The 19,706-nt window shown below is 53.5% G+C and carries 13 protein-coding genes; 7 read left to right on the top strand and 6 right to left on the bottom strand.

Going from position 1 to position 19,706, the window contains the following annotated elements:
• The first annotated feature begins 8 nt into the window (after positions 1-8).
• The 4 genes from VB712_RS14285 to VB712_RS14270 all read left to right on the top strand — a co-directional run bounded on the left by VB712_RS14285 (position 9) and on the right by VB712_RS14270 (position 5,103).
• Positions 9-800, top strand: a complete 792-nt coding sequence (locus tag VB712_RS14285; RefSeq protein WP_323255841.1) for a tetratricopeptide repeat protein — start codon at positions 9-11, stop codon at positions 798-800.
• 87 nt (positions 801-887) lie between these two features.
• Positions 888-1,244 (top strand): NAD(P)H-quinone oxidoreductase subunit M, encoded by a 357-nt coding sequence (locus VB712_RS14280; protein ID WP_323255839.1) that lies wholly within the window; start codon positions 888-890, stop codon positions 1,242-1,244.
• A 98-nt stretch (positions 1,245-1,342) separates the two neighbouring features.
• Positions 1,343-3,460 carry a PP2C family protein-serine/threonine phosphatase gene (locus VB712_RS14275; RefSeq protein ID WP_323255836.1) on the top strand — a complete coding sequence of 706 codons (2,118 nt, stop codon included), beginning with the start codon at positions 1,343-1,345 and terminating at the stop codon, positions 3,458-3,460.
• A gap of 14 nt (positions 3,461-3,474) precedes the next feature.
• The gene (locus tag VB712_RS14270; protein WP_323255835.1) at positions 3,475-5,103 is read left to right on the top strand and encodes a CHAT domain-containing protein; all 1,629 of its coding nucleotides are present in this window, start codon (positions 3,475-3,477) and stop codon (positions 5,101-5,103) included.
• 109 nt (positions 5,104-5,212) lie between these two features.
• Here VB712_RS14270 and VB712_RS14265 read toward each other — a convergent pair whose 3' ends face one another.
• Positions 5,213-5,788: a hypothetical protein gene (locus VB712_RS14265; RefSeq protein WP_323255834.1), complete on the bottom strand. Its 576-nt coding sequence runs from the start codon at positions 5,786-5,788 to the stop codon at positions 5,213-5,215.
• A 90-nt stretch (positions 5,789-5,878) separates the two neighbouring features.
• On the opposite strand from VB712_RS14265, the gene VB712_RS14260 reads away from it, so the two are divergent.
• The 3 genes from VB712_RS14260 to VB712_RS14250 all read left to right on the top strand — a co-directional run bounded on the left by VB712_RS14260 (position 5,879) and on the right by VB712_RS14250 (position 8,658).
• Positions 5,879-6,625 (top strand): creatininase family protein, encoded by a 747-nt coding sequence (locus VB712_RS14260; protein ID WP_323255833.1) that lies wholly within the window; start codon positions 5,879-5,881, stop codon positions 6,623-6,625.
• A gap of 99 nt (positions 6,626-6,724) precedes the next feature.
• Positions 6,725-7,678 carry an alpha-E domain-containing protein gene (locus tag VB712_RS14255; RefSeq protein ID WP_323255832.1) on the top strand — a complete coding sequence of 318 codons (954 nt, stop codon included), beginning with the start codon at positions 6,725-6,727 and terminating at the stop codon, positions 7,676-7,678.
• Between the two features lie 110 nt (positions 7,679-7,788).
• Positions 7,789-8,658 (top strand): stomatin-like protein, encoded by an 870-nt coding sequence (locus tag VB712_RS14250; protein WP_323255831.1) that lies wholly within the window; start codon positions 7,789-7,791, stop codon positions 8,656-8,658.
• A 30-nt stretch (positions 8,659-8,688) separates the two neighbouring features.
• Here the strand turns inward: VB712_RS14250 and VB712_RS14245 are convergent, their stop codons facing one another.
• From VB712_RS14245 to VB712_RS14225, 5 genes are all read right to left on the bottom strand, one after another.
• Positions 8,689-10,821, bottom strand: a complete 2,133-nt coding sequence (locus VB712_RS14245) for a heavy metal translocating P-type ATPase (RefSeq protein WP_323255829.1) — start codon at positions 10,819-10,821, stop codon at positions 8,689-8,691.
• 42 nt (positions 10,822-10,863) lie between these two features.
• A complete protein-coding gene (locus VB712_RS14240; protein ID WP_323255827.1) occupies positions 10,864-12,906 on the bottom strand; it encodes an adenylate/guanylate cyclase domain-containing protein in 2,043 nt (680 codons plus the stop codon).
• A gap of 22 nt (positions 12,907-12,928) precedes the next feature.
• Positions 12,929-13,462, bottom strand: coding sequence for a Rab family GTPase (locus tag VB712_RS14235; protein WP_323255825.1), 534 nt, complete (start codon positions 13,460-13,462; stop codon positions 12,929-12,931).
• A gap of 5 nt (positions 13,463-13,467) precedes the next feature.
• Positions 13,468-17,319, bottom strand: coding sequence for an OmpA family protein (locus VB712_RS14230; RefSeq protein ID WP_323255823.1), 3,852 nt, complete (start codon positions 17,317-17,319; stop codon positions 13,468-13,470).
• A gap of 249 nt (positions 17,320-17,568) precedes the next feature.
• Positions 17,569-19,581, bottom strand: coding sequence for a hypothetical protein (locus VB712_RS14225; protein ID WP_323255821.1), 2,013 nt, complete (start codon positions 19,579-19,581; stop codon positions 17,569-17,571).
• Positions 19,582-19,706: the final 125 nt, after the last annotated feature.

Below are 19,706 nucleotides of genomic sequence, written 5' to 3'. Positions count from 1 at the left end.
TTGAAGCCATGGGTGCGAGTTTCCCCGTTAATGAAGCCAATTTTGTGCCGGAAGTTTTGGGAGCTTCTGAGGCGATGCCGGTGATTGTCGATTTTTTTGCCACTTGGTGCGGCCCCTGTCAGGTGTTGAAGCCGATCCTAGAGCGGTTGGCTCAGGAATATGGCGTGATGCTGGCCACTGTCGATATTGACCAAAACCCGCAATTAGCTTCCCAATATGGCATTGAGGGGGTTCCCGATGTGCGCATTGCCCATGAAGGCCGGTTAGAGCCAGGGTTTGTGGGGGCTTGGCCAGAGGTGAAAATTCGTGAACTGTTGGGGCAGTATGGATTGAAATCGCCCCTGGAATTACAACTGGAAAAAGCCCAAGAGGCGATCGCCTCTGGTAACTTCCCCACCGCCAAGCAAATTTTCGACCAACTGTTTCAACAATTCCCCAACCATCCCGCCGTCACCCTCGAAGCCGTTCACCTCTTGATCTGCCTCGATCAAATTGAGGATGCCCAGCAACTCCTTGATACCATCGATCCCAAAAATGCCGAAGCCTTCAACTGCGCCCAAGGCTATAAAACCCTGATCGAAATCAGCCAAGCCGCTCCCTCCGATGGCCCCTTAACCAAAGCCCTCAGCCTCACACTCCAAGGGCAAGAGGAGACTGCCCTCCAGGAATTATTAACCCTAGTGGCAGCGACGAAAAACCCCCAGGCTCGCCAAGCCATGGTGAGTATTTTTGCCCTCTTGGGGCAACAACATCCCCTCACCCGCCAGTATCAGCAGGAGTTGATGTTAGCCCTCTATTAGGCTGATGGGTTTAAATTGACCGGCAACGGTGTCAAAATGGAAAAAACCAGCCGGCCCATGGCTGCCACCACCTGAATCCATCAAACTATGCTGTTAAAATCCACAACCCGCCATATTCGCATCTTTACCGCTGAGGTTAAAAATAACGAACTGATCCCCAGTGAGACTGTTTTAGCCCTAGATATTGATCCCGATAAGGAATTTAACTGGACAGAAGAAGCTCGCCAAAAGGTACAGCGTCAATTTGATGCCCTTGTGGAAGCCTACAATGGCGAAGACCTCACGGAATACAACCTACGGCGCATCGGCTCCGATCTAGAGCATTTCATCCGTGACCTGCTGCAACAGGGGCAAATCAGCTACAACCTCCAAGGGCGGGTGCTGAACTACAGCATGGGCCTGCCTCGCATCGATACCGAAGCGGGCAGAGGCCAGTACCACTAAGGGCTTTAAAAGGTGAGGTCAAGGGAGAAATTCCCCCTTCCCACTTCCCACTTCCCACTCCCCACTCCCCACTCCCCGTTGCTAGCTTGTGAAACATCATGGAAGCCGCCACTGATTATCTGTACTGCGCGAATGGGGACTGTCAACAGCGGAATCCCGGTCATCATCGCTTTTGTCAGGCCTGTAATACCCCATTGGTGCGGCGGTATCTGTGGGTGATTGGCGATCGCCTCACCCCCTTAACCGTAGGAACAAAGGTGGGGGATCTGCCCCAGGGTGAACGCTATGCAGTGATTACGCCCCGATTGCTCTTGGATCTCCATCCCTATTTTCCGCCAAAAATGCCGGGGGATGATGGCTATGGGGATGGGGATAAAATTCCCGATCGCCTCCTGCCCTATTTAAAACTGATCCCGCAACAACTCCATATCCCCCAACTTTACGGCCAACTTTCCTCGGATCTTTGGCTGCTGGAACTGGGGAGTTTGCCGGATCCCGTTGTGCCTGTGGGTGATCATTTGTTGCCAACCCTCAACCAGGGGTGGAGTCAAGCCAATGCCCTCCGCCAAGCCAATTGGCTATGGCAGATGGCCCGCCTCTGGGAACCCTTGCTGGCCCAAGGGGTAGCCAGTAGTTTGTTGCAGGGGGATCTGGTGCTGGTGAATGGCCCGGTGGTGCGGTTGCGGGAATTGCACCCGGATCAGCAGCCCCCCACGTTAGCCCAGTTGGGCCAAGTTTGGGCGGGGCTGGAGGCGGCGGCTCCCTGGCGGGAGTTTTTCACAAGCCTCTGTCAGCAACTTCAGGGGGGGGAAATGAGGGATGGAGCGGCGTTGATTGCCTGTTTAGATGGGGCGATCGCCACCCTCGCCAGTTCTTACCAATATTCCTATGGGGCGATCGCCCGCACTGATGCCGGCCCGACCCGTGATCATAACGAGGATGCTTGTCACCCCGATCACCTGAAAGTCTTCACCGGGGATGAGCCGGAACCGGCGGCGGTGATTGTTTGTGATGGGATTGGTGGCCATGCGGGGGGGGAAATTGCTTCCCAGATTGCCATTGAAACGATTGAGCAGCGCCTCAAGGAAGTGGTCACAGTTCCCCCCTCCAACCCCACAGAAAGCCCGATTCAAACGGCCTTGGTTCAGGCGATTGCTGAAGCCAATGACAAAATCTCCCAACGCAATGATGCCGAAAACCGCCAAGAGCGGGAACGGATGGGGACAACGGTCGTTACCGCTGTTGCTCAACGGGCCTCCCTTGACCTCGGCTATGTGGGGGATTCCCGGATTTACTGGATTACCCGCAGCGGTTGCTATCAACTCAGCCTTGATGATGATGTGGCGGCGCGGGAGGTGCGTTTAGGCTATGCTTTTTATCGCGATGCGGTGTCTTTTCCCGGCGGCGGGGCGTTGATTCAGGCCCTGGGGATGGGGCCCGCCCATCGCCTCTATCCCAACTTAGATCGGCTGATCCTCGATGAAGAAAGCCTGATTCTGCTCTGCTCCGATGGCTTGAGCGACTACGATCGCATCGAGCAATATTGGCAAACCGAACTGTTAACCGTATTACAAGGACAGCAGGATCTCCCTACTGCGGTGGAGCGGTTAGTGGCGATCGCCAACCAAAAAAACGGCCATGATAACGTCACCGTCGGCCTGCTCCATTGCCAAGTGCAACCCCATCCTAGCCCGACGTTACCGCCCTTACCAGTGGGAAGGAGAGAGGAACGAGGAAAGAGGAACGAGGCCTCTCCCCCCTCACTCCTCTCTTCTCCCTTCTCACTCCTCTCCCTCACCACCGCCATCGTCGCCCTCCTCCTCATTTCCCTTGGAGTACTGTCCTATTCCCTCTTTCCCGAATGGAAACAATGGGTCGATCGCCTCACCGGCAATACCCCTGTCACCGCTGTAGGCGATCCCATCCCCTTAAGCCGATTAGCCTTGGGGAATGTTGCCCAAACCGTCCGGATCACGTCCCTGCCCCTCGAACCCGCCGCCGCTGCTGAAACCGTTGACCTCTCCCCCCAAACCCCCTTTGTCCTGACGAAGAAACACACGTTAGCCAATGATGAAGTCTGGTGGCAATTGCAACTCTGTAGCCCGACGGTGAATCAACCCGCCATTGTTTGGGTCAAAGAGCATCTCGCCCCTACCCTTGAGGTTTTGCCCCTGGAGACCTCCCCCCATTGCCCTTCCCCAACCCTGTTAGAGTGAATCCCCAACGAACTATGCGGCACAGTGATTCCTTAGACTTAAGCTTGGCTCTTGTTCGTCTTGATTCTGCGGGCCCTGAACATTTTGCGATTTGGGTGATTAAAGCGCCTTTCCCGGGGGGATATGTTCACCATGATGATAAATGGTCGGTGGAGTTGACCCAATGTTGGGTGGCTTGGCAGGAAATGTTTACGTTGGGGCGATGGTCTCCGACCGGGCTTCGCCCAACGCCCCATCTGCCCGTGCTCCATGCTCGGTTTAATATTAAGGAACCTTTTAAACCCACTGTTGATAGTGGCGGCGTAACCCAAAGCTATGGGGGGCGGTTGATGCAGGAGTTGGGGGTGCAGTTGTGGCGCTGGTTATTACAGGGGCCGGTGCGGAGTACGTTCGCTCAAAGTTGTGGCATGGCTCAGGGGCAAAAAACGCTGCTGCGGTTGCGCCTCGATGTTCGTGATCCGAATTTAATTCCCCTGCCTTGGGAGGTGATGCAACCGGCTCCGGGCAAACCGGCGATCGCCCTCAATCAAGAAATCCTGTTCAGCCGCACCACCAACGATGTCGATCCCCTCAGCCCGGTGCAAACAGAGGAAGAACTGCGGATTTTATTGGTCTTGGGGCAACCCAGTCACCCCACGGGCCAGGGGGATGAGTTACAACTCCAGCAGGAGGCGGAACTGTTGCAGCAGGTGATTAACCCCACCTTGAAGGAGCCAAGCTCAGAGGATTGTGCGCCCGTAAAAATTGAGGTGTTGGTGCAACCCACGCCAGTACAGTTAATCCGCAGCTTGGAAACGGGCCGCTATAACATCTTTTTCTATGCCGGCCATGGGATGCCGGCCCCCGATGGCGGTTCGCTGTTTCTCCATCCCCAGGCCAGTTTGAATGGGACGGAATTGGCCCAGGTGTTGGTGCGCACCCGTGTCACCTTGGCGTTGTTTAATGCCTGTTGGGGGGCTTATCCAGAACAGCAGGGCCAAACCGCTGTACCCCGGAGCAGCTTGGCGGAGGTGCTGATTCATCATGGCGTGCCGGCGGTGGTGGGGATGCGGGATGCGATCGCCGATCAAGAGGCCCTCACCTTTATTCAGCATTTCACCACGGCATTAACCCAACATTGCACATTGGATCAGGCGATGGCGATCGCCCGTCAACAACTCCTCACCCTCTATAAATTCAACCAACCCGCTTGGACGCTGCCCATTTTGTATATGCACCCAGATTTCAACGGGCAACTGCTGCGACTCCAGCGGGAAATCACCGAATTACCGACGGTTTTACCAGAGGGGGGCGGCCGGCCAGCGATGCCCTTGGGGGTGATGCGGATGGTGAAAGCCCGCGATCAAACTTGGTCAATGCGCGGCGGCTCAATGCGGGTAGGCCGCCATCCAGAAAATGATCTGGTGATTCAAGAGCAATGGGTGAGCCAACAACACGGCGAAATTTTCTACCGAGATACCGCCACAGCAACCCACGACAGCCATTATTTTCTCCGGGATGCCTCTCGCTTTGGCACCTATGTGATGAACCGCCGCAACAATTGGCAATTGATTCACCACGAAGAAATCCGCCTTGCATCGGGGATGCGGCTCAAGTTTGGCAGCACTCAGGGGGAAGAGTGGGAATTTTTAATGACGGATTAAGGGGGATGATGTAGGGGCGAAAAATTTTTCGCCCCAAATTTTTCGCCCCCAGACCCATTGGGCATTCGAGCGGGGCAATTCAACTTGCTTTTTTCTGTGCTTGTGGCGATTACCCCCTGGGCGGTTCAGGAGCCGGAGTCGGAACCGGGCCGCCACAATACACTTGGACATTCCCCACTGTTTCATTGAAAGCTAACTCGGCTTTTTCCAAATCCACGGAAAATTGATCAATTTCTGTGGCCAGTTGATCCAACTTGATCCGGCCTTCAGCATTGAGTTCTAATTCACTCACTTCTGCTAACACCCCACTGGCCCATTGCGGCAGATCCCGATGGCGGCTGCCTTGATTGACCACTTCCGTTTGCAGCGTTCTTAACTCAGAATCTCGGAGCTTGAGTTCGGCAATCACTTCAAGATCTGTAGCAAGGCTAGTGGCGATCGCCGCAAAGGCCTCGGACATTTGCGCCGCCACCAATTTAAAATCATCAAACGTGGCCGCTTCCTCAAAAGCTTCAGCGGTTTGCATTTCCTGATCGAGGCGATTCTGAGTTGCCTGCAAATTACGCACCGCCCCCATGAGGCGATCGCATTGCACAGCCTTACTTTCACCGCAGGCAGTCAGACTCCCCGCAATCAAAAGGGTACAGAACAGAAGCGCAAGGGGATGATGACGGCGATCGCCCATAGGTATCAAGTGGGAAGTGGGAAGTGGGAAGTGGGGAGCTATTTCTAGACCTAAGCTATCTTAGGATTAGAATCCTATGCCCTGCCCCCAATGTTATTACAGTTAAGCACCTGGCCTGAGGTTGAGCAGTATCTCACCACTTCCCAGGGGATCATTATCCCCATTGGCTCCACCGAACAACATGGCCCCACAGGCTTGATCGGAACCGATGCTATCTGTGCCGAGGCGATCGCTAAAGGAGTGGGAGAAGCCACCCAAAGCCTCATTGCCCCGACGATCAATGTGGGCATGGCCCTACACCACACCGCCTTTCCTGGCTCCATGAGTTTACGCCCCAGCACCTTAATTTTAGTGATCCGCGACCTGATCACCCCCCTCGCCCAAGCAGGATTCCGCCGCTTCTTCTTCCTCAACGGCCACGGCGGCAACATCGCCACCCTCAAAGCCGCCTTTGCTGAAACCTACGACCACCTCAGCCAGAGCAGCATTGAAGGGGGGGAAACGGTGCGTTGTACCATTGCTAACTGGTTTATGAGCCATCAGGTCTACCAACTGGCCCGCGAACTCTACGGCCTCCAAGAAGGCTCCCACGCCACCCCCAGTGAAGTGGCCCTCACCCAATACCTCTACCCCGAGGCGATCAAAACCGCCCCCCTCAATCCCACCGTCGCCTCCGGCCATACGATCTACAGCGCCGCCGACTTCCGCGCCCACTACCCCGATGGCCGCATGGGTTCTAACCCCGCCCTTGCCACCCCCGAACATGGTGCAAAGTTTTACAACGCAGCAGTACAGGATTTAAGCGAGAGTTATCGCAAATTCATCGCTGCGCCTTAAAATGCAAGCAGATGGGATGAGGATTGAAGTCCTCATAAACCCTGTTCGGAGTAACGACTCCAGTCGTTATCCTTTACCCTGTTATTTCAGCTTAAACCTATGTTGAGTCGTGTTGCAGATTCGATCTATTGGCTCAATCGCTATATTGAGCGGGCCGAAAACCTCGCCCGGTTTGTCGATGTCAACCTTAACCTGATGCTCGATCTGCCGATCAACTTGGCGCAACAATGGCAACCCCTGGTAACGACGACCGGCGATTCCAACTTTTTTCAGGAGCATTACGGCGAAGCCAATGCCGAGAACGTGATTCAATTTCTCACTTTCGATCCCCATTATCCCAACTCAATCCTTTCGGTGTTACGGGTGGCGCGGGAAAATGCCCGCTCGATTCGGGAAATTATTTCCTCGGAAATGTGGGAAGAGGTGAATAATTTTTACCTGATGGTCAAAGATGCCGATTCCGTGAAACATCTAGATATGTTACCGGACTTTTTCGCCCAGGTGAAGCTGGCCAGTCATCGTTTTGCCGGGGTGATGGATGCAACCATGACCCATAATGAAGGCTGGCATTTTGGCCAAATCGGCCGACTCCTAGAACGGGCCGATAAAACAGCCCGGATTCTCGATGTAAAATACTTCATCCTCCTCCCTTCCGCCCAATGGGTGGGGACTCCCCTCGATCAACTACAATGGATGGCCCTGTTAAAATCCGCCAGTGCCTATGAAATGTATCGCAAACAGGAGCACCGCATTCACCCCGCAGCGGTGGCGGCCTTTTTAATCCTCAACCGCCATTTTCCCCGCTCCATCTATTTTTCCCTCTCCCAAGCGGAAAAATCCCTCTACGATGTCACCCAAACCCCCATCGGAACCTGGAGCAACCCACCGGAGCGGGCGATCGGCCGCCTCTGTGCGCAGTTGGGCTATTTGGTCATTGAAGATGTGATTGAGAATGGTATGCATGAATTTTTAGACCAAATGCAAGGGTCAATCAACCAAGTCAGCAATGAAATTGCGGCAACATTTTTCAGTGCTGATCCCATTCCTGTCTAGGGCAAAAATGTAGGGGCGAAAAATTGAGGGCGAAAAATTTTTCGCCCCTACATTCAAATTCTTAACCCCCCATTCCCCATTCCCCATTCCCTTCTGGAGACTCCACGCCCATGAATTCTTTACTTTACTTACTCGTGCCAGCGATTTTAGGGGGAGTGTTTACCCTGATGAATTCGATCAAGATTATTAATGAAGGGAATGAGGCTTTAGTAGAGCGGTTTGGGCAATATAGCCGTAAGCTGACGGCAGGGCCAAATATTGTTTTACCGTTGCTTGAATCCATTGTGGTGGAAGAGACGACCCGGGAGAAGGTGCTAGATATTGAGCCACAATATGCGATTACGAAGGATAATGTATCCCTCAAGGTAGATGCGGTAGTCTATTGGCGCATTTTGGAACTAGAGCGGACGTTTTATGTGGTGGAGGATATTAAGAAGGCAATTAAAAATTTGGTGTTAACCAATATCCGGTCTGCCATGGGTCGCCTCAAGTTGGAGGAAACCTATTCTTCACGCGGTCGCATCAACCAATCTCTTTTAGAACAATTAGATGAAGCAACTGGAGATTGGGGGGTGAAGGTGACGCGGATTGAGGTGCGGGAAATTTCCCCCGCTGCGACGGTGATGGAATCCCTCGAACTGGAGCGGGCCGCAGAAAGTAAAAAACGGGCGGAAATTGCCGAAACGGAAGGGATTGTTCAATCGATTCAAATGCTCTCCGATGTCTTGGATCAAAAACCCGATGCCAAGCAAGTTTTAGAATTTCTCGTCGCCCAACGCTATGTAGAAGCCAATGAAAAGCTGGGCAATAGCCCCAATTCTAAAGTGTTATTTATGGATCCTAATGCCCTCAATGAGGCAATGCAGGGCTTAATGAGCAATCGTTACCATCGCTTAGGGCCAGATCTGCCCCCGACCCCAGAACCCCCCCCCGCCCCTCCGGCGGCTCCCCCTTCCCCTCCCATCGGCCATGGCTCCTAAACACCGCCCATGAGTATGGTAGGGAAACGCTCATTTGATCGCCCTTGTGGCATTGAGAATGGCTAATAATGCCACGCCCACATCGGCAAATACCGCTTCCCAAAGCGTGGCAACTCCCATAATCCCCAGGAGAATAAAGATTGCTTTCACGCCCATGGCTAAGGCAATATTTTGGAGGACAATTTTGCGAGTTTTTTGGGCAATTTGAATCGCTTCAGCAACTTTTGAGGGGGCATCAGTCATAATCACCACATCAGCGGTTTCAATGGCCGCATCGGAACCCAATCCACCCATGGCCATGCCAATATCGGCTCTGGCAATTACTGGCGCATCATTAATCCCATCCCCCACAAACACCACTTTACCCTGACCGGAACGGTGCAATATCCGCTCAATGGCCTCGACTTTCCCCTCCGGTAACAGTTCAGCAATATAGGCATCTAAACCTAATTGTTGGGCGACCTCTTGGGCAACCCGCTCGTTATCCCCAGTGAGCATCACGGTTTGTGCAATCCCCAGGTGTTTCAGATCCCCAATGGCTTGGGCAGCATCGGGTTTGATTTCATCGGCAATGAGGATGTAGCCAGCATAGGATTGATTAACAGCAAGATGCACAATGGTTCCTGAGGCAGCGCAAGGATCAGGGTTAATCTTTTCGCGTTGTAGGAGGCGATCGCTCCCTACCAGTAGGATTTGCCCATTGACCTTGGCCCGAATTCCATGGCCGGCAATTTCTGCATAATCTGTTACCTCTGGATCATTAATGCTCTGACCGTAGGCCTCGCGAATGGATTGGGCAATGGGATGGTTTGAATGGGATTCAGCTTGTGCTGCTAGGGTGATCAGTTCTGATTCAGAAAAACCCTTTTTAGGGACAATGGCCGTAACCTTGAAAACCCCTTGGGTGAGGGTTCCGGTTTTATCAAAAACAACGGTTTTTACAGTCGTTAGGGCATCTAAAAATGTTGAGCCTTTGATGAGAATGCCCCGTTTAGCTGCTCCGCCCACACCGCCAAAGTAACCCAAAGGAATGCTAATCACTAACCCACAGGGACAGGAAATCACAAGCAAGATTAAGGCTCGATAAACCCAGGCTTGATGGGTAGCACCGGGAATCAGGAGGGGTGGGAGGAGGGCAATGAGCAAGGAGAGAATCACTACAATTGGTGTGTAATAGCGGGCAAAGCGGGTAATCAACTTTTCCGTGGCCGCTTTTTTATGGGTGGCGTTTTCCACCAAATCGAGAATTTTGGCAATGGAGGATTCCCCAAACAGTTTGGTCACGCGCAGCGTGAGTATGCCGGTTTGGTTGATCATCCCGGCTAAAACTGTGCTGCCGACGTTAACCCGGCGTGGTATTGATTCTCCGGTTAAAGCGGAGGTGTCCACTTGAGAAGTCCCGGCTAATACCTCTCCATCGAGGGGAATTTTTTCCCCAGGTTTGACGACAATAATCTCGCCTACGGCAACGGTTTCCGGGGCAACCGCCTGGATAGAACCTTCGACTTGGCGATGGGCGATGTCCGGGCGCACGCCTAATAATGCCTTGATGGAGCGGCGCGATCGCCCCACCGCAGATTCCTGAAACAGTTCGCCAATCCGATAAAACAGCATCACCGCCACCGCTTCGGGGAGTTCGTGAATGGCGATCGCCCCTAGGGTGGCGATCGCCATCAAAAAGTTTTCATCAAAGAATTGCCCCCGTAAAATATTGCGGCCTGCCGCCTTCAAGACAGTCGAGCCGCTCACCAGGTAAGCGGGGAGCAAAACGGCGTACTCCCCCCAGCCATAGGGCGTATTTTGCAAAGATTCCCCAAAAATCATGCCGCCCGCTAACAGCGCCACCACAAAAAGCACAGGGATGATTTCTGCTGGGAGATCAAACTCCCCTGAGCCTGGCTTCAGGTCTTGGGGTTCACCATCCCCTTGGGGGGTAGGGGCGATCGCCCGATAGCCCAAACTAACTAACCGCTGGTTAATCTCTGCCTCGGTGAGAGATGCGGGATCATAGGAGATGGTCAACCGTTCCGTTGCTGCACTGACAGACACCGCCGCAACACCCGTTAGACCGGCTAACGCGGTCTCAATCTTGGCGGCGCAACTTGCACAATCCATGCCGCCGACCTGGATTTGCTGAGTTTTGAGCAAGGGAGTGGAGGCCATAGGGGGTTTGATGGTGGGTATAGTGGGATGATCAAAGCGATCCTAACAATAGCCATCGAGCCAATAGGTCGTCATTTCTCCCTTGCCTTTAATGGGAATGACACCCCTCGGTGTGAGGTAGTAGGCCGCCTTCAGGCGGTCGTAGGTGTTGGGGGTGACTTGTATGCGGCCCGGTAGCCCTTGGGATTCCATGCGGCTAGCCATGTTCACCGTATCTCCCCAGAGATCATAACTAAATTTACTCGTGCCAATTACCCCCGCCACCACCGAGCCGGTATTGATGCCAATGCGCAGGGCAAAGGGTTCGCGGCGATCGCCGTTGAGTTGCTGGATCACCTCCTGCATTTCGAGGGCTAGGTTGGCGATCGCCTCCGCATGATCCTCCCGTGGCGTAGGCAACCCCCCCACCACCATATAGGCATCACCAATGGTTTTGATTTTTTCCAAACCATACTGGGCGGTCAGTGCATCAAACCGAGAAAAAATCACATTCAACTGCTCAACAATCGCAATGGGGGGAAGCGTCGCCGCCAATTGGGTAAATCCCACTAAATCCGCAAACAAGACCGTCACTTCTTCAAAACTATCAGCGATGGTTGTCGTATCTACCTTGAGGCGTTCTGCTATGGGTTGGGGCAAAATGTTGAGCAATAACTCCTCCGTTTTCACCTGTTGCTCCTGAAGCGCCACCTCCGCCTCCTTACGCTTCATAAACTGCCCCAACTGGTTTCCCGTCGCCGCCAACATTTGCAATAAATTTTGATCCGGCGGTAATTGTTCCCGACGAAAGAACGTCATCACCCCCAACATTTCCCGACCACTTTGGAGGGGAAAACCCAAAGCTGTGCAGAGGTTAGCCTGACGAGCAAAACAATGGGGGCCAAAATCCGGATCATGGTGAATCGTTGTGATCCATTCCGGCAGCCCTGCCCCCCACACTCGCCCCGCAAACCCCACCCCTTCAGGAAAAGCGATCTGCTCTGTGGCTTGTAAAAAATCATAAAAGGCGGCGGTTGGGCTGGATTCTACCCAGAAATCTACCCGTTGTAGTTTAGGAATGGGCATGGGGCAAGGTTCCCCTGATTTTTGCCAAATCATGTCATCCCCTAGGGGGATGGCGGATTTGCGCTCGGCGGCGGTGGAAGGTAGCCACAGTTCCCCCACATCCCAATCGAGGTTTTCGCCAATGGCTTGGAGGATTTGGTGGGTGGCGGCTTCGAGGGTGTTGGCTTCCGAGAGGATGCGGGCGATCGCATATTGGGCCGCTAACCGTTGTTGTGTGCGCTGTCGTTCCGTCACATCCCGGCCAATGTAAACAATATCGGGAATCAAATGATGATCATTTTCCCCTTGGGCTTCAGTGTGAATCAGGGAACAGGAAAAAGCCACCGTTAACTTTACGCCGCTTTGATGTTGACAAACCACCTCTAAATTTCGCGATAATTCCCCATGGTTTTGAATACTGTCAAATAACTCTTGAAACAGCGGTTCAGCATCGAGAATTAACAGCGATAAAGATTGGCCAATTAACTCCTCTTGACGATAGCCAAATAGCTTTTCCGTGGCTTCATTGACGGTTTTAATAATTTGGTGAGGGGTGGTGACAATTAAAGCATCAGCAATGGCAGTAACAATGCGATCAATGTATTGTTTCGAGGCAGTGAGGGCATTGAGCAACAGGTTTGCTTCATTGGTACTCTGCACCAATACCTGTTCAAGGCGCATTTTTTCCGTAACATCTTCAATAAACAAAATTAACAGGGTTGATTGCTCTTTCCCTAGGGAATCAGGAGCCGCTTGGAGGTGAAGATCTAAATAGAAATTCTCACCGCTTGCCGTCGTGCGGGTCATGCCATTGAGGGTAAAGAGGGGCAAATTTCCCGCTAAAATATCACTAAAAATTTCTTCACAACCGAATAATTCTGGAAAATGATCGCGAATATCGCTAGCCTGCAAGGGAATATCGGAGTCCAGCCAATGCCCAAAGGCAACGGGGGGAGAATGGTCAAGAATTTGCCATTCACCATCGAGCACCACATAACAAATATGTGGTGGCACAATTAGGGTTTGGGCAAAGGCATTCATGGCAAAAAAAGACCGTAATAATTTAGGGGTCTGTGAGCATGATCGTCGCTAAGGATTGGAAGATGGTCTGCACCGCCTCGCCGGTTTTGGCCGAGGTGCTGTAGGTGGCAATCACTTGGCGGTGTTGCTGCTCAAAGGTGCAACGGGCAATTAAGGCGGCCTGTTGCTCAGGGGGCAGTAGATCAATTTTATTGAGGGCAACAATCACCCAACCCTTGGCGTTAATCTTAAAAAACAAATCGAGATGATCCTGAATATGGACGATAGTTTCTTTGCGCTTGACATCGGCGACAATAATTGCACCCTTGGCTCCCTGAAGATAGCTAGGGGCGATCGCCTTGAATTGGGTTTGCCCTTCAATATCCCAGATCAGCAATTCAACTTCTTTGCTGCTTTGGGCATCGGTGGCTAAGGTCATCACCCGTTTGCGCGACAGCTTAACCCCCACAGTGGAGAGGTATTCATCACTAAATTGATCATCCACAAAACGACGAATTAAGCTGGTTTTGCCAACACTAAAATCACCGACAAGACAAATTTTTTTCGCGATCGCCATTTTTTTTACAATTCTTGTGGTGAGAGCAATTCAAACCGTACACAACGGCTTAACCAAGCCGCCTCATTATCCGTAACACCGGGGGGACGCTCCACTGTGCCAACAACTTCCATCCGATTGACATCAATGCCTTGAGCGGCGATCGCCTCTTTCACCATATTAGCCCGCTTAAACGATAGCTCCTGATTCTGCTCCATCGGGCCACTGGCATCGACATAGCCGGTAATCCGAATCTCAATATCGGGATTATCCCGTAAAAACTGACTAATGGGAATAATTTTATCCATTTGTTCCGTTCCATTCAGTTCAGCGGAATCGCGCTCAAAGTAGATCCGTCGCGCCAAAGCTTGGGGCAGCAAATCCTGCTCGATCAGATTTTCAATCCCCGGTAGGGTTTGAAAGGCTTCAAGAATGTCCGCATAATCCTCCGTCGTGCGATAGCTCCCCGTTAAGATCACCCGTTCGGGACTGTAGGAGGCGCGAATATCCACCCCCGGATTACGGTTGAGCAACCCCGTCACCAGTTGGATCATACTCGCCACCGCCGCCGGATCCGGGGGAGCCGTCACCACTTGAATTTGATTATCCAGGGTTTTGCCCGGTGCTAACCCCTGGGCAATGGTGCTGGCCTCTTCTTTAAACCGTTCAGCGGGAACCCGGCCCGCCAAATGCACGCGCCTCCCCTCCACTTCTGAAGTGAGGGGACTATAGGCGATATCATCCAACTCTGTGGTTAACGCCGCTGCAATGCGGGTGGAGAGCCGCTGATCAAAAAAGCCCCGCACCTGGAAATAGAGCCAAGGCATGAAGATCAACAGAGCCACAACCCCCAATAAAAACAGTAGGGTTTTGGGAGACTTTCGGGGTCTGGTGGTGACGGCGGATTCTCCCAAACGCTCCAGTAACACTGTGAGCGCCGTCGGAACCGTCTCGGAATCCCCCTCGAAGCCTTCAATTAACGCACCATAGTTTTGAATGATCTGGCTGAGGGTGCGGCGGATATTTTTCAGCAAACCCGCGTTAGCACTGCCCTTCACCACCACCGCCAAATAGCAATAGCCCGCCACTTCGAGAATAATCCGCGCATCGCCGTATTCAATTTCACTCAACTCTGAAATCGTCCCACTTTGGGCAATGCAGTCATTGACAAAACTGCGGATCGCGGTGAGCATCCCCGCTACCATATTCGACTCCAGCGGGTTTTGCTCCCGGTTGGGCTGAATTTCGGCAATCACCAAACCAGAGGTTTTTTGAATCAGGAAAATCGCCTGCACCGTTACGGGGATCGACTCTTGCAAAATGAGTTCTGCTTCTGTCACCCCCTGCATCCGCGCCCGGACTTTCCGGGTTAAACCATCGACACTAAAGGCAGTTTCCACCTTGGTGTTAATCGTATTAATCGCCTCCCCAATGTAGCGGTTGACCGTGCCGCCAATCACCGGATAAAGGGCATCGATCATTGAATCTCGTTCCAGTTCAATTTGGTTTTTAATCGCCCGGCCAATGGTGGGGCCGAGGGATTTGGCGATCGCATCCCGCTCCACTAACATCTGTTCCTGCATTGCCGCCGCCACCTCTGGGCCGATAGCCTTGGCAATCCTTTGGGGATGCTTTTGAATTTCCTGCTCAATGGCAAGGGGAACCAGATCGGCGATCGCCATCGCCATCCCCGCCCGATTATCCCTCGCCCGATCCGTAATCATCTCCTCTAAAATCGGCGTCGCCATCGCCCGCACCATCTCCTGAGATGTACCCACCTTCATCTTCAGCAACTGCACCATCAACGGCACTAACGGATTAATCACCTCCGTCGGCTCATACACCTGTTGCTCTAAGCTCTCTACCTTCGTCATTAATTGTTGGAGCATCTCTGGCTCAGAGCCGTTGAGATCCAGCGGAACCGATGGCCTTGGGGGAGGCTGTGGCGGAGAAATCAATTGGGCGAGGATCGCCGCCTCTGTTTCGGTGGCCCCAACATCCGCCAGTGGCAACAGTTCCGGCGCAGCCGCTTCTGGCTCCGGTGTAGCCGGGGTTGGCGATTCTGCAACCGTGACCGGCTCTAGCTGTTCAACGGGGGGCAATTCAGGGGATGACATGGTGAGGGAATCAGTCAACGTTGCGGCCTCTGCTGTGGATGGTGGGGTGGGTTCCGGATCTGGGTCTGGCCTCAGACCCAAGGACTGCAATAAATCCTCAGTCCCAAAGGCATCCACATCAGCCCCTGGCGATGGCGCGGAATTGGCTGCCGCCTTCGTCGGGGAAGGTTTCGGTCGATCTAAGAGAAAATCACGCAACTCCCGCAGGGGGTCATCCCGCTCCAAAACAGGGCGACGGAAGAGATCCGCCAAAGCCGGATCATTCTTCAACGTTGCCACCTTGGCCTCCCCAGAATCCACTACTTTGGGGCGACGAGGCGGCGGGGGGGGTGGTGTTTTACGGATCACAGCCCGTTTCCGGGCGGGGGGCGGCGGGGTAATTTCCGGCTGAATCATGGCCGCAAACTCATTGAGGGCCGCTTCCACCTCAGATTCAAATTGATTGGGATTGGGATTGGGGTTGATCTCGGCTGGCTCTGGGGTTGCGATGGGTTCCGGTGCTGCGGGTTCTAAGTCATCAAGGGCGATCGTCGCTTCTGGGGCCTCCACGGGGGGCAGATCGGAGAAATCGATCGCCGTAAAATCCCCATGACTAAGCTCTGAGTCAGCGAAATCTTGAGCCGGGAGATCCGAGGTATTGAGATCCTCAACAGTAAAATTCTGAGCCGGGAGATCCGGAGCATCGAGATCCTCAGAACCGAAATCCTGAGCCGAGAGATGCCGAGCATCGAGATCCTGAGCATTGAAATCCTGAGCCGGGAGATCCTCAGCATCGAGATCCTGAGCATTGAGATCTAGCAGAGAAGCGATCTGTGGGAGAACATCCGTCACCTCTGACCCTGGGAGAGTCACCATTTCCGGCTCTAGTTCTGAGGGGGGCATAGCTGTTACAGGGGCTAACTCACCCACCGGCTCACCCATGGGTTGCGATGTCATCCTGTGGCCCTCCGGCAGTTCGAGGGCTTCTAAATCAACATCAACATCCTCCACCTCGGGCAGCGATTCAGAGGGGGCAGCCGGGGTCGGATCTAACTGAAGTGGGGTATCAAAATCATCCAAACCCAACATAGCTCGCAAATCGATGGATAATTCCGATACCAGGGACGGCGTTGGGGCAGGGGGGGGAACCGCTGCGTTGGGCTGAAGATGATTGTCCGATGCCAATAACTCCGGTTCATCTCCCTCTACATCATCTGGAGTCGATATTGAGGGTTGATCAAGGGTATCCACAAAGAAATCCATAATGTCCCCAGACTGCCCTTGCTCCTCCAGTGGATTAGACTGCCCTTGCTCCTCCAATTCAGGGGGAGTTAACTCTAGTGCAGGGGTGGGATCTGGGGATTTACCGTTGGTTTTGGCGTGAGCGTTGCTATTGCTGCTGGCGTTGCCCTGGTCTGCGAATCCCCCACTGGCGGCGGCTTGGGGGGTGATGGGTTCAAACTTGCTGATCCGCTGGGTGAGGGTCGCGGCAGCATTGTCGTCAATGGTTTCGAGATCATCGGGATCCTGGCCGAGCGATCGCGAATCATGATGGGTCAACAGTTCATCGAGATCAATCAATAACCCTTTAAAGAGATCTTGCGTTTCTGGATCAGATTCCGGTTCCGGTGTTGGGGGAGGCGGGAAATCAAAGGGTTCATCGGCGGCAAAAGCTTGATCCGGTGTATGGTTGCTGGGGGCCTGTTCCCCATCCCAAGGGTCAGGAAGGGGGGAAAATGCGTCAGTTGAGCGATCAGAATCGGGATGTTTTGAGGAACTCATACACCACCATGGGTACAGCAACAATAATCACGGGCTTTACTCCAGTTGACCATCTTAACATCCAGTAAAGCTATGCCCATGGTAGTGGAGAACTTTAAAGACAGACAAGGAAAATCAGCGGCGCTGTGGGATCTGGATTTTTAGCCCGGCGCACCCACGGATTGAAGTGATCTGTGGACTCAGAAGAGGCCAGGGTTAGCAGGGGAAACCCCCACCCGCAGACAGGTGGGGAGAAACTTGATGAGAGGACTAGGGGTGCGTCAGGGTGTAAACCTTAGCTTCCCAAGGAAAGATCGGCTCGCGGCCCACCCATTCCGGCAAAATAGCCCGGTCTTGGCTGACTTCGTGCCAATGATACCCCTCAGGGGTGGGGGGCCAATTGTGTACTTGATATTCTGTCACCAAGCCAAAGGGATCTGGTGTGCCATAGTCGGAAAAATTCGCCACGACGACGACGGCATTTTCCCCTAGGCCCCGCTGCCACACGATCACCTGTTTGCCTTCGTTGTAGTCTACCTGTAAAAACTGGGTGTCATTGACCGCGAGGCCAGGGGCTTGGGTGCGGAACTTCACCAACCGGGCGACATAGTGGAATAATCGCTGTCGCCAGGGATCGGCGAGGCGATCGAAGGCGACGGGATCCACCTGTTTATGGTGGCTATGTTCATCGGAGAGGTCAAAATCATGTTGATCACCAAATTCATCGCCAGCGAGGATCATCGGAATCCCGACAGCGGTGAGCAGGCAGACAAAGGCTAACTTGAGCCGCCGTTCGAGATCCGTGATCCCTTGATGCACCAGGTAATCATGGAGCCGTTCATTGCCGTAGCCCCCCACATCATGGGAGGTGAGGTAATTGATCACCTGAGTGCCATCGCTAAAACCGAGGTAGCGACAGTCGATTAATTTGCGTACTGTCCATTCAAAGCTGCGATCGCCTCCCCCCGGTTTCCCTAAAATCACCTGGCGCACCATCTGTTTAAACGTCTCATTCCACAAACCATCGAGGCGATTTTGATGGATCAGGGCAATGGGGACGCTGAGTTCTTCCCCGACGACGAGGAAACGGTCATCTGCGCCGCCGCGATCGCCCCAATCGCCCCGCGCACAATCCCGCAACTCCCGCAAAAAGTCATAATTGCCGACATTATTGACACTATCGAGGCGCACCCCATCAATACGAAAATACGCCATCCAATGGGCAATATAAAGCTTCATATATTCCCGTGCTGGCACAAACCAGTCCCTTTTTCCTGTGAGGGGATGGTAGCCCTCCACCCAATAGTTGTATTTGAATAAATCCCCCCCAAAGCCATCGCGATCGCCCTGTTCGGGATCCCCCACGCCCCACTGCACCAAAAAATCCAAAAAATTCACATGGGTATAGGGGGTATTGCGCCCAAAGGCCATCACCGCATCAATCACAAAGCGCATCCCCAACCGATGGCAAGCCGCCACCACCGCCCGCAAATCTGCCATGGCCGTGGCCACCTCCTGCCCCACAGCCTGGCCCAAATCATAATCAGGGGCAAAAAAGTTCGCCGTCCCATAGCCCCATTCCAGCACATCATCACTATCTGCCGGGGGCAATAATTCCAAGCAATTTACCCCCAAAGCCTGAAGATGGGCCTGGCCCAACCCCAAACTGGCCACCTGGGGAAAATCCGGGGCCGCCATGTCTGGATCTAACAACGCCAAAATATCCCGAAAACACCCCACCCCCATGCCATGCTCCCCCGCCACTGTCCACCGCGTCGGCAACTCATAGATCACCAATTGGTGATTGGCAGGCAAGTTCGGATCGGGATGGGGTTGGAGCCAAGGGGACGGTTCCCCGGTAGGATCGCAGGGGATTAATTGCCCATCGCGATAGCAGATCACACTGGCGGGATCTCCACTATTCACGCCCCCCACTTCCGGCGGAGTCGGGGCAGTACAGGCGGCCCGGCGGTCTACGGTGGTCGCCAAGGGGTCGGTACAGTAGAGAATTTCATGCTCCCCCGTGAAGGGATAGGGGTTAGTATTTTTGACCTTAAACCAGTAGTAATAAATCTCACCGTTAATCAAGCCACAATCCGCCGCTGCCACCTGCCAAAGTTCGGGAAACTCAGGATCGGGGCTGAGGGGGATTTCCCGGAGGCCCGCTGGGGTAGGGTAAAGGCTGGAAAATAACCCTAAAACCAATGTGGGGGCGGGGTCAACACAACCCGGCCGCCAAAGGACAAAATGGGTTTGGCGGCGACGGAGGAGATCGGGAAGCATAAGTGGGAGGGCCTAACGGGGGGGATGAGAAAATTCTACGGGAGGGAGGCTCAAATGTTGCCGGGTTTGCGGACTGAAGTCTGGACTACGAACGATCAACGATTTTGGCAGTTGTGGTTGTCCTC

It is taken from the genome of Spirulina sp. CCNP1310 (assembly GCF_034932185.1).
Taxonomy (GTDB): Bacteria; Cyanobacteriota; Cyanobacteriia; order Cyanobacteriales; family Spirulinaceae; genus Spirulina.
Note: the sequence above shows the minus strand (reverse complement) of the source record. Positions and strands in the feature narration are given on the sequence as shown.

What these genes read in the sequence shown, in the direction of transcription:
- VB712_RS14285 (WP_323255841.1), top strand. Translation starts at nt 9, where the DNA reads ATGGGTGCGAGTTTCCCCGTTAATGAAGCCAATTTTGTGCCGGAAGTT.
- VB712_RS14280 (WP_323255839.1), top strand. Translation starts at nt 888, where the DNA reads ATGCTGTTAAAATCCACAACCCGCCATATTCGCATCTTTACCGCTGAG.
- VB712_RS14275 (WP_323255836.1), top strand. Translation starts at nt 1,343, where the DNA reads ATGGAAGCCGCCACTGATTATCTGTACTGCGCGAATGGGGACTGTCAA.
- VB712_RS14270 (WP_323255835.1), top strand. Translation starts at nt 3,475, where the DNA reads ATGCGGCACAGTGATTCCTTAGACTTAAGCTTGGCTCTTGTTCGTCTT.
- VB712_RS14265 (WP_323255834.1), bottom strand. Translation starts at nt 5,788, where the DNA reads ATGGGCGATCGCCGTCATCATCCCCTTGCGCTTCTGTTCTGTACCCTT.
- VB712_RS14260 (WP_323255833.1), top strand. Translation starts at nt 5,879, where the DNA reads ATGTTATTACAGTTAAGCACCTGGCCTGAGGTTGAGCAGTATCTCACC.
- VB712_RS14255 (WP_323255832.1), top strand. Translation starts at nt 6,725, where the DNA reads ATGTTGAGTCGTGTTGCAGATTCGATCTATTGGCTCAATCGCTATATT.
- VB712_RS14250 (WP_323255831.1), top strand. Translation starts at nt 7,789, where the DNA reads ATGAATTCTTTACTTTACTTACTCGTGCCAGCGATTTTAGGGGGAGTG.
- VB712_RS14245 (WP_323255829.1), bottom strand. Translation starts at nt 10,821, where the DNA reads ATGGCCTCCACTCCCTTGCTCAAAACTCAGCAAATCCAGGTCGGCGGC.
- VB712_RS14240 (WP_323255827.1), bottom strand. Translation starts at nt 12,906, where the DNA reads ATGAATGCCTTTGCCCAAACCCTAATTGTGCCACCACATATTTGTTAT.
- VB712_RS14235 (WP_323255825.1), bottom strand. Translation starts at nt 13,462, where the DNA reads ATGGCGATCGCGAAAAAAATTTGTCTTGTCGGTGATTTTAGTGTTGGC.
- VB712_RS14230 (WP_323255823.1), bottom strand. Translation starts at nt 17,319, where the DNA reads ATGAGTTCCTCAAAACATCCCGATTCTGATCGCTCAACTGACGCATTT.
- VB712_RS14225 (WP_323255821.1), bottom strand. Translation starts at nt 19,581, where the DNA reads ATGCTTCCCGATCTCCTCCGTCGCCGCCAAACCCATTTTGTCCTTTGG.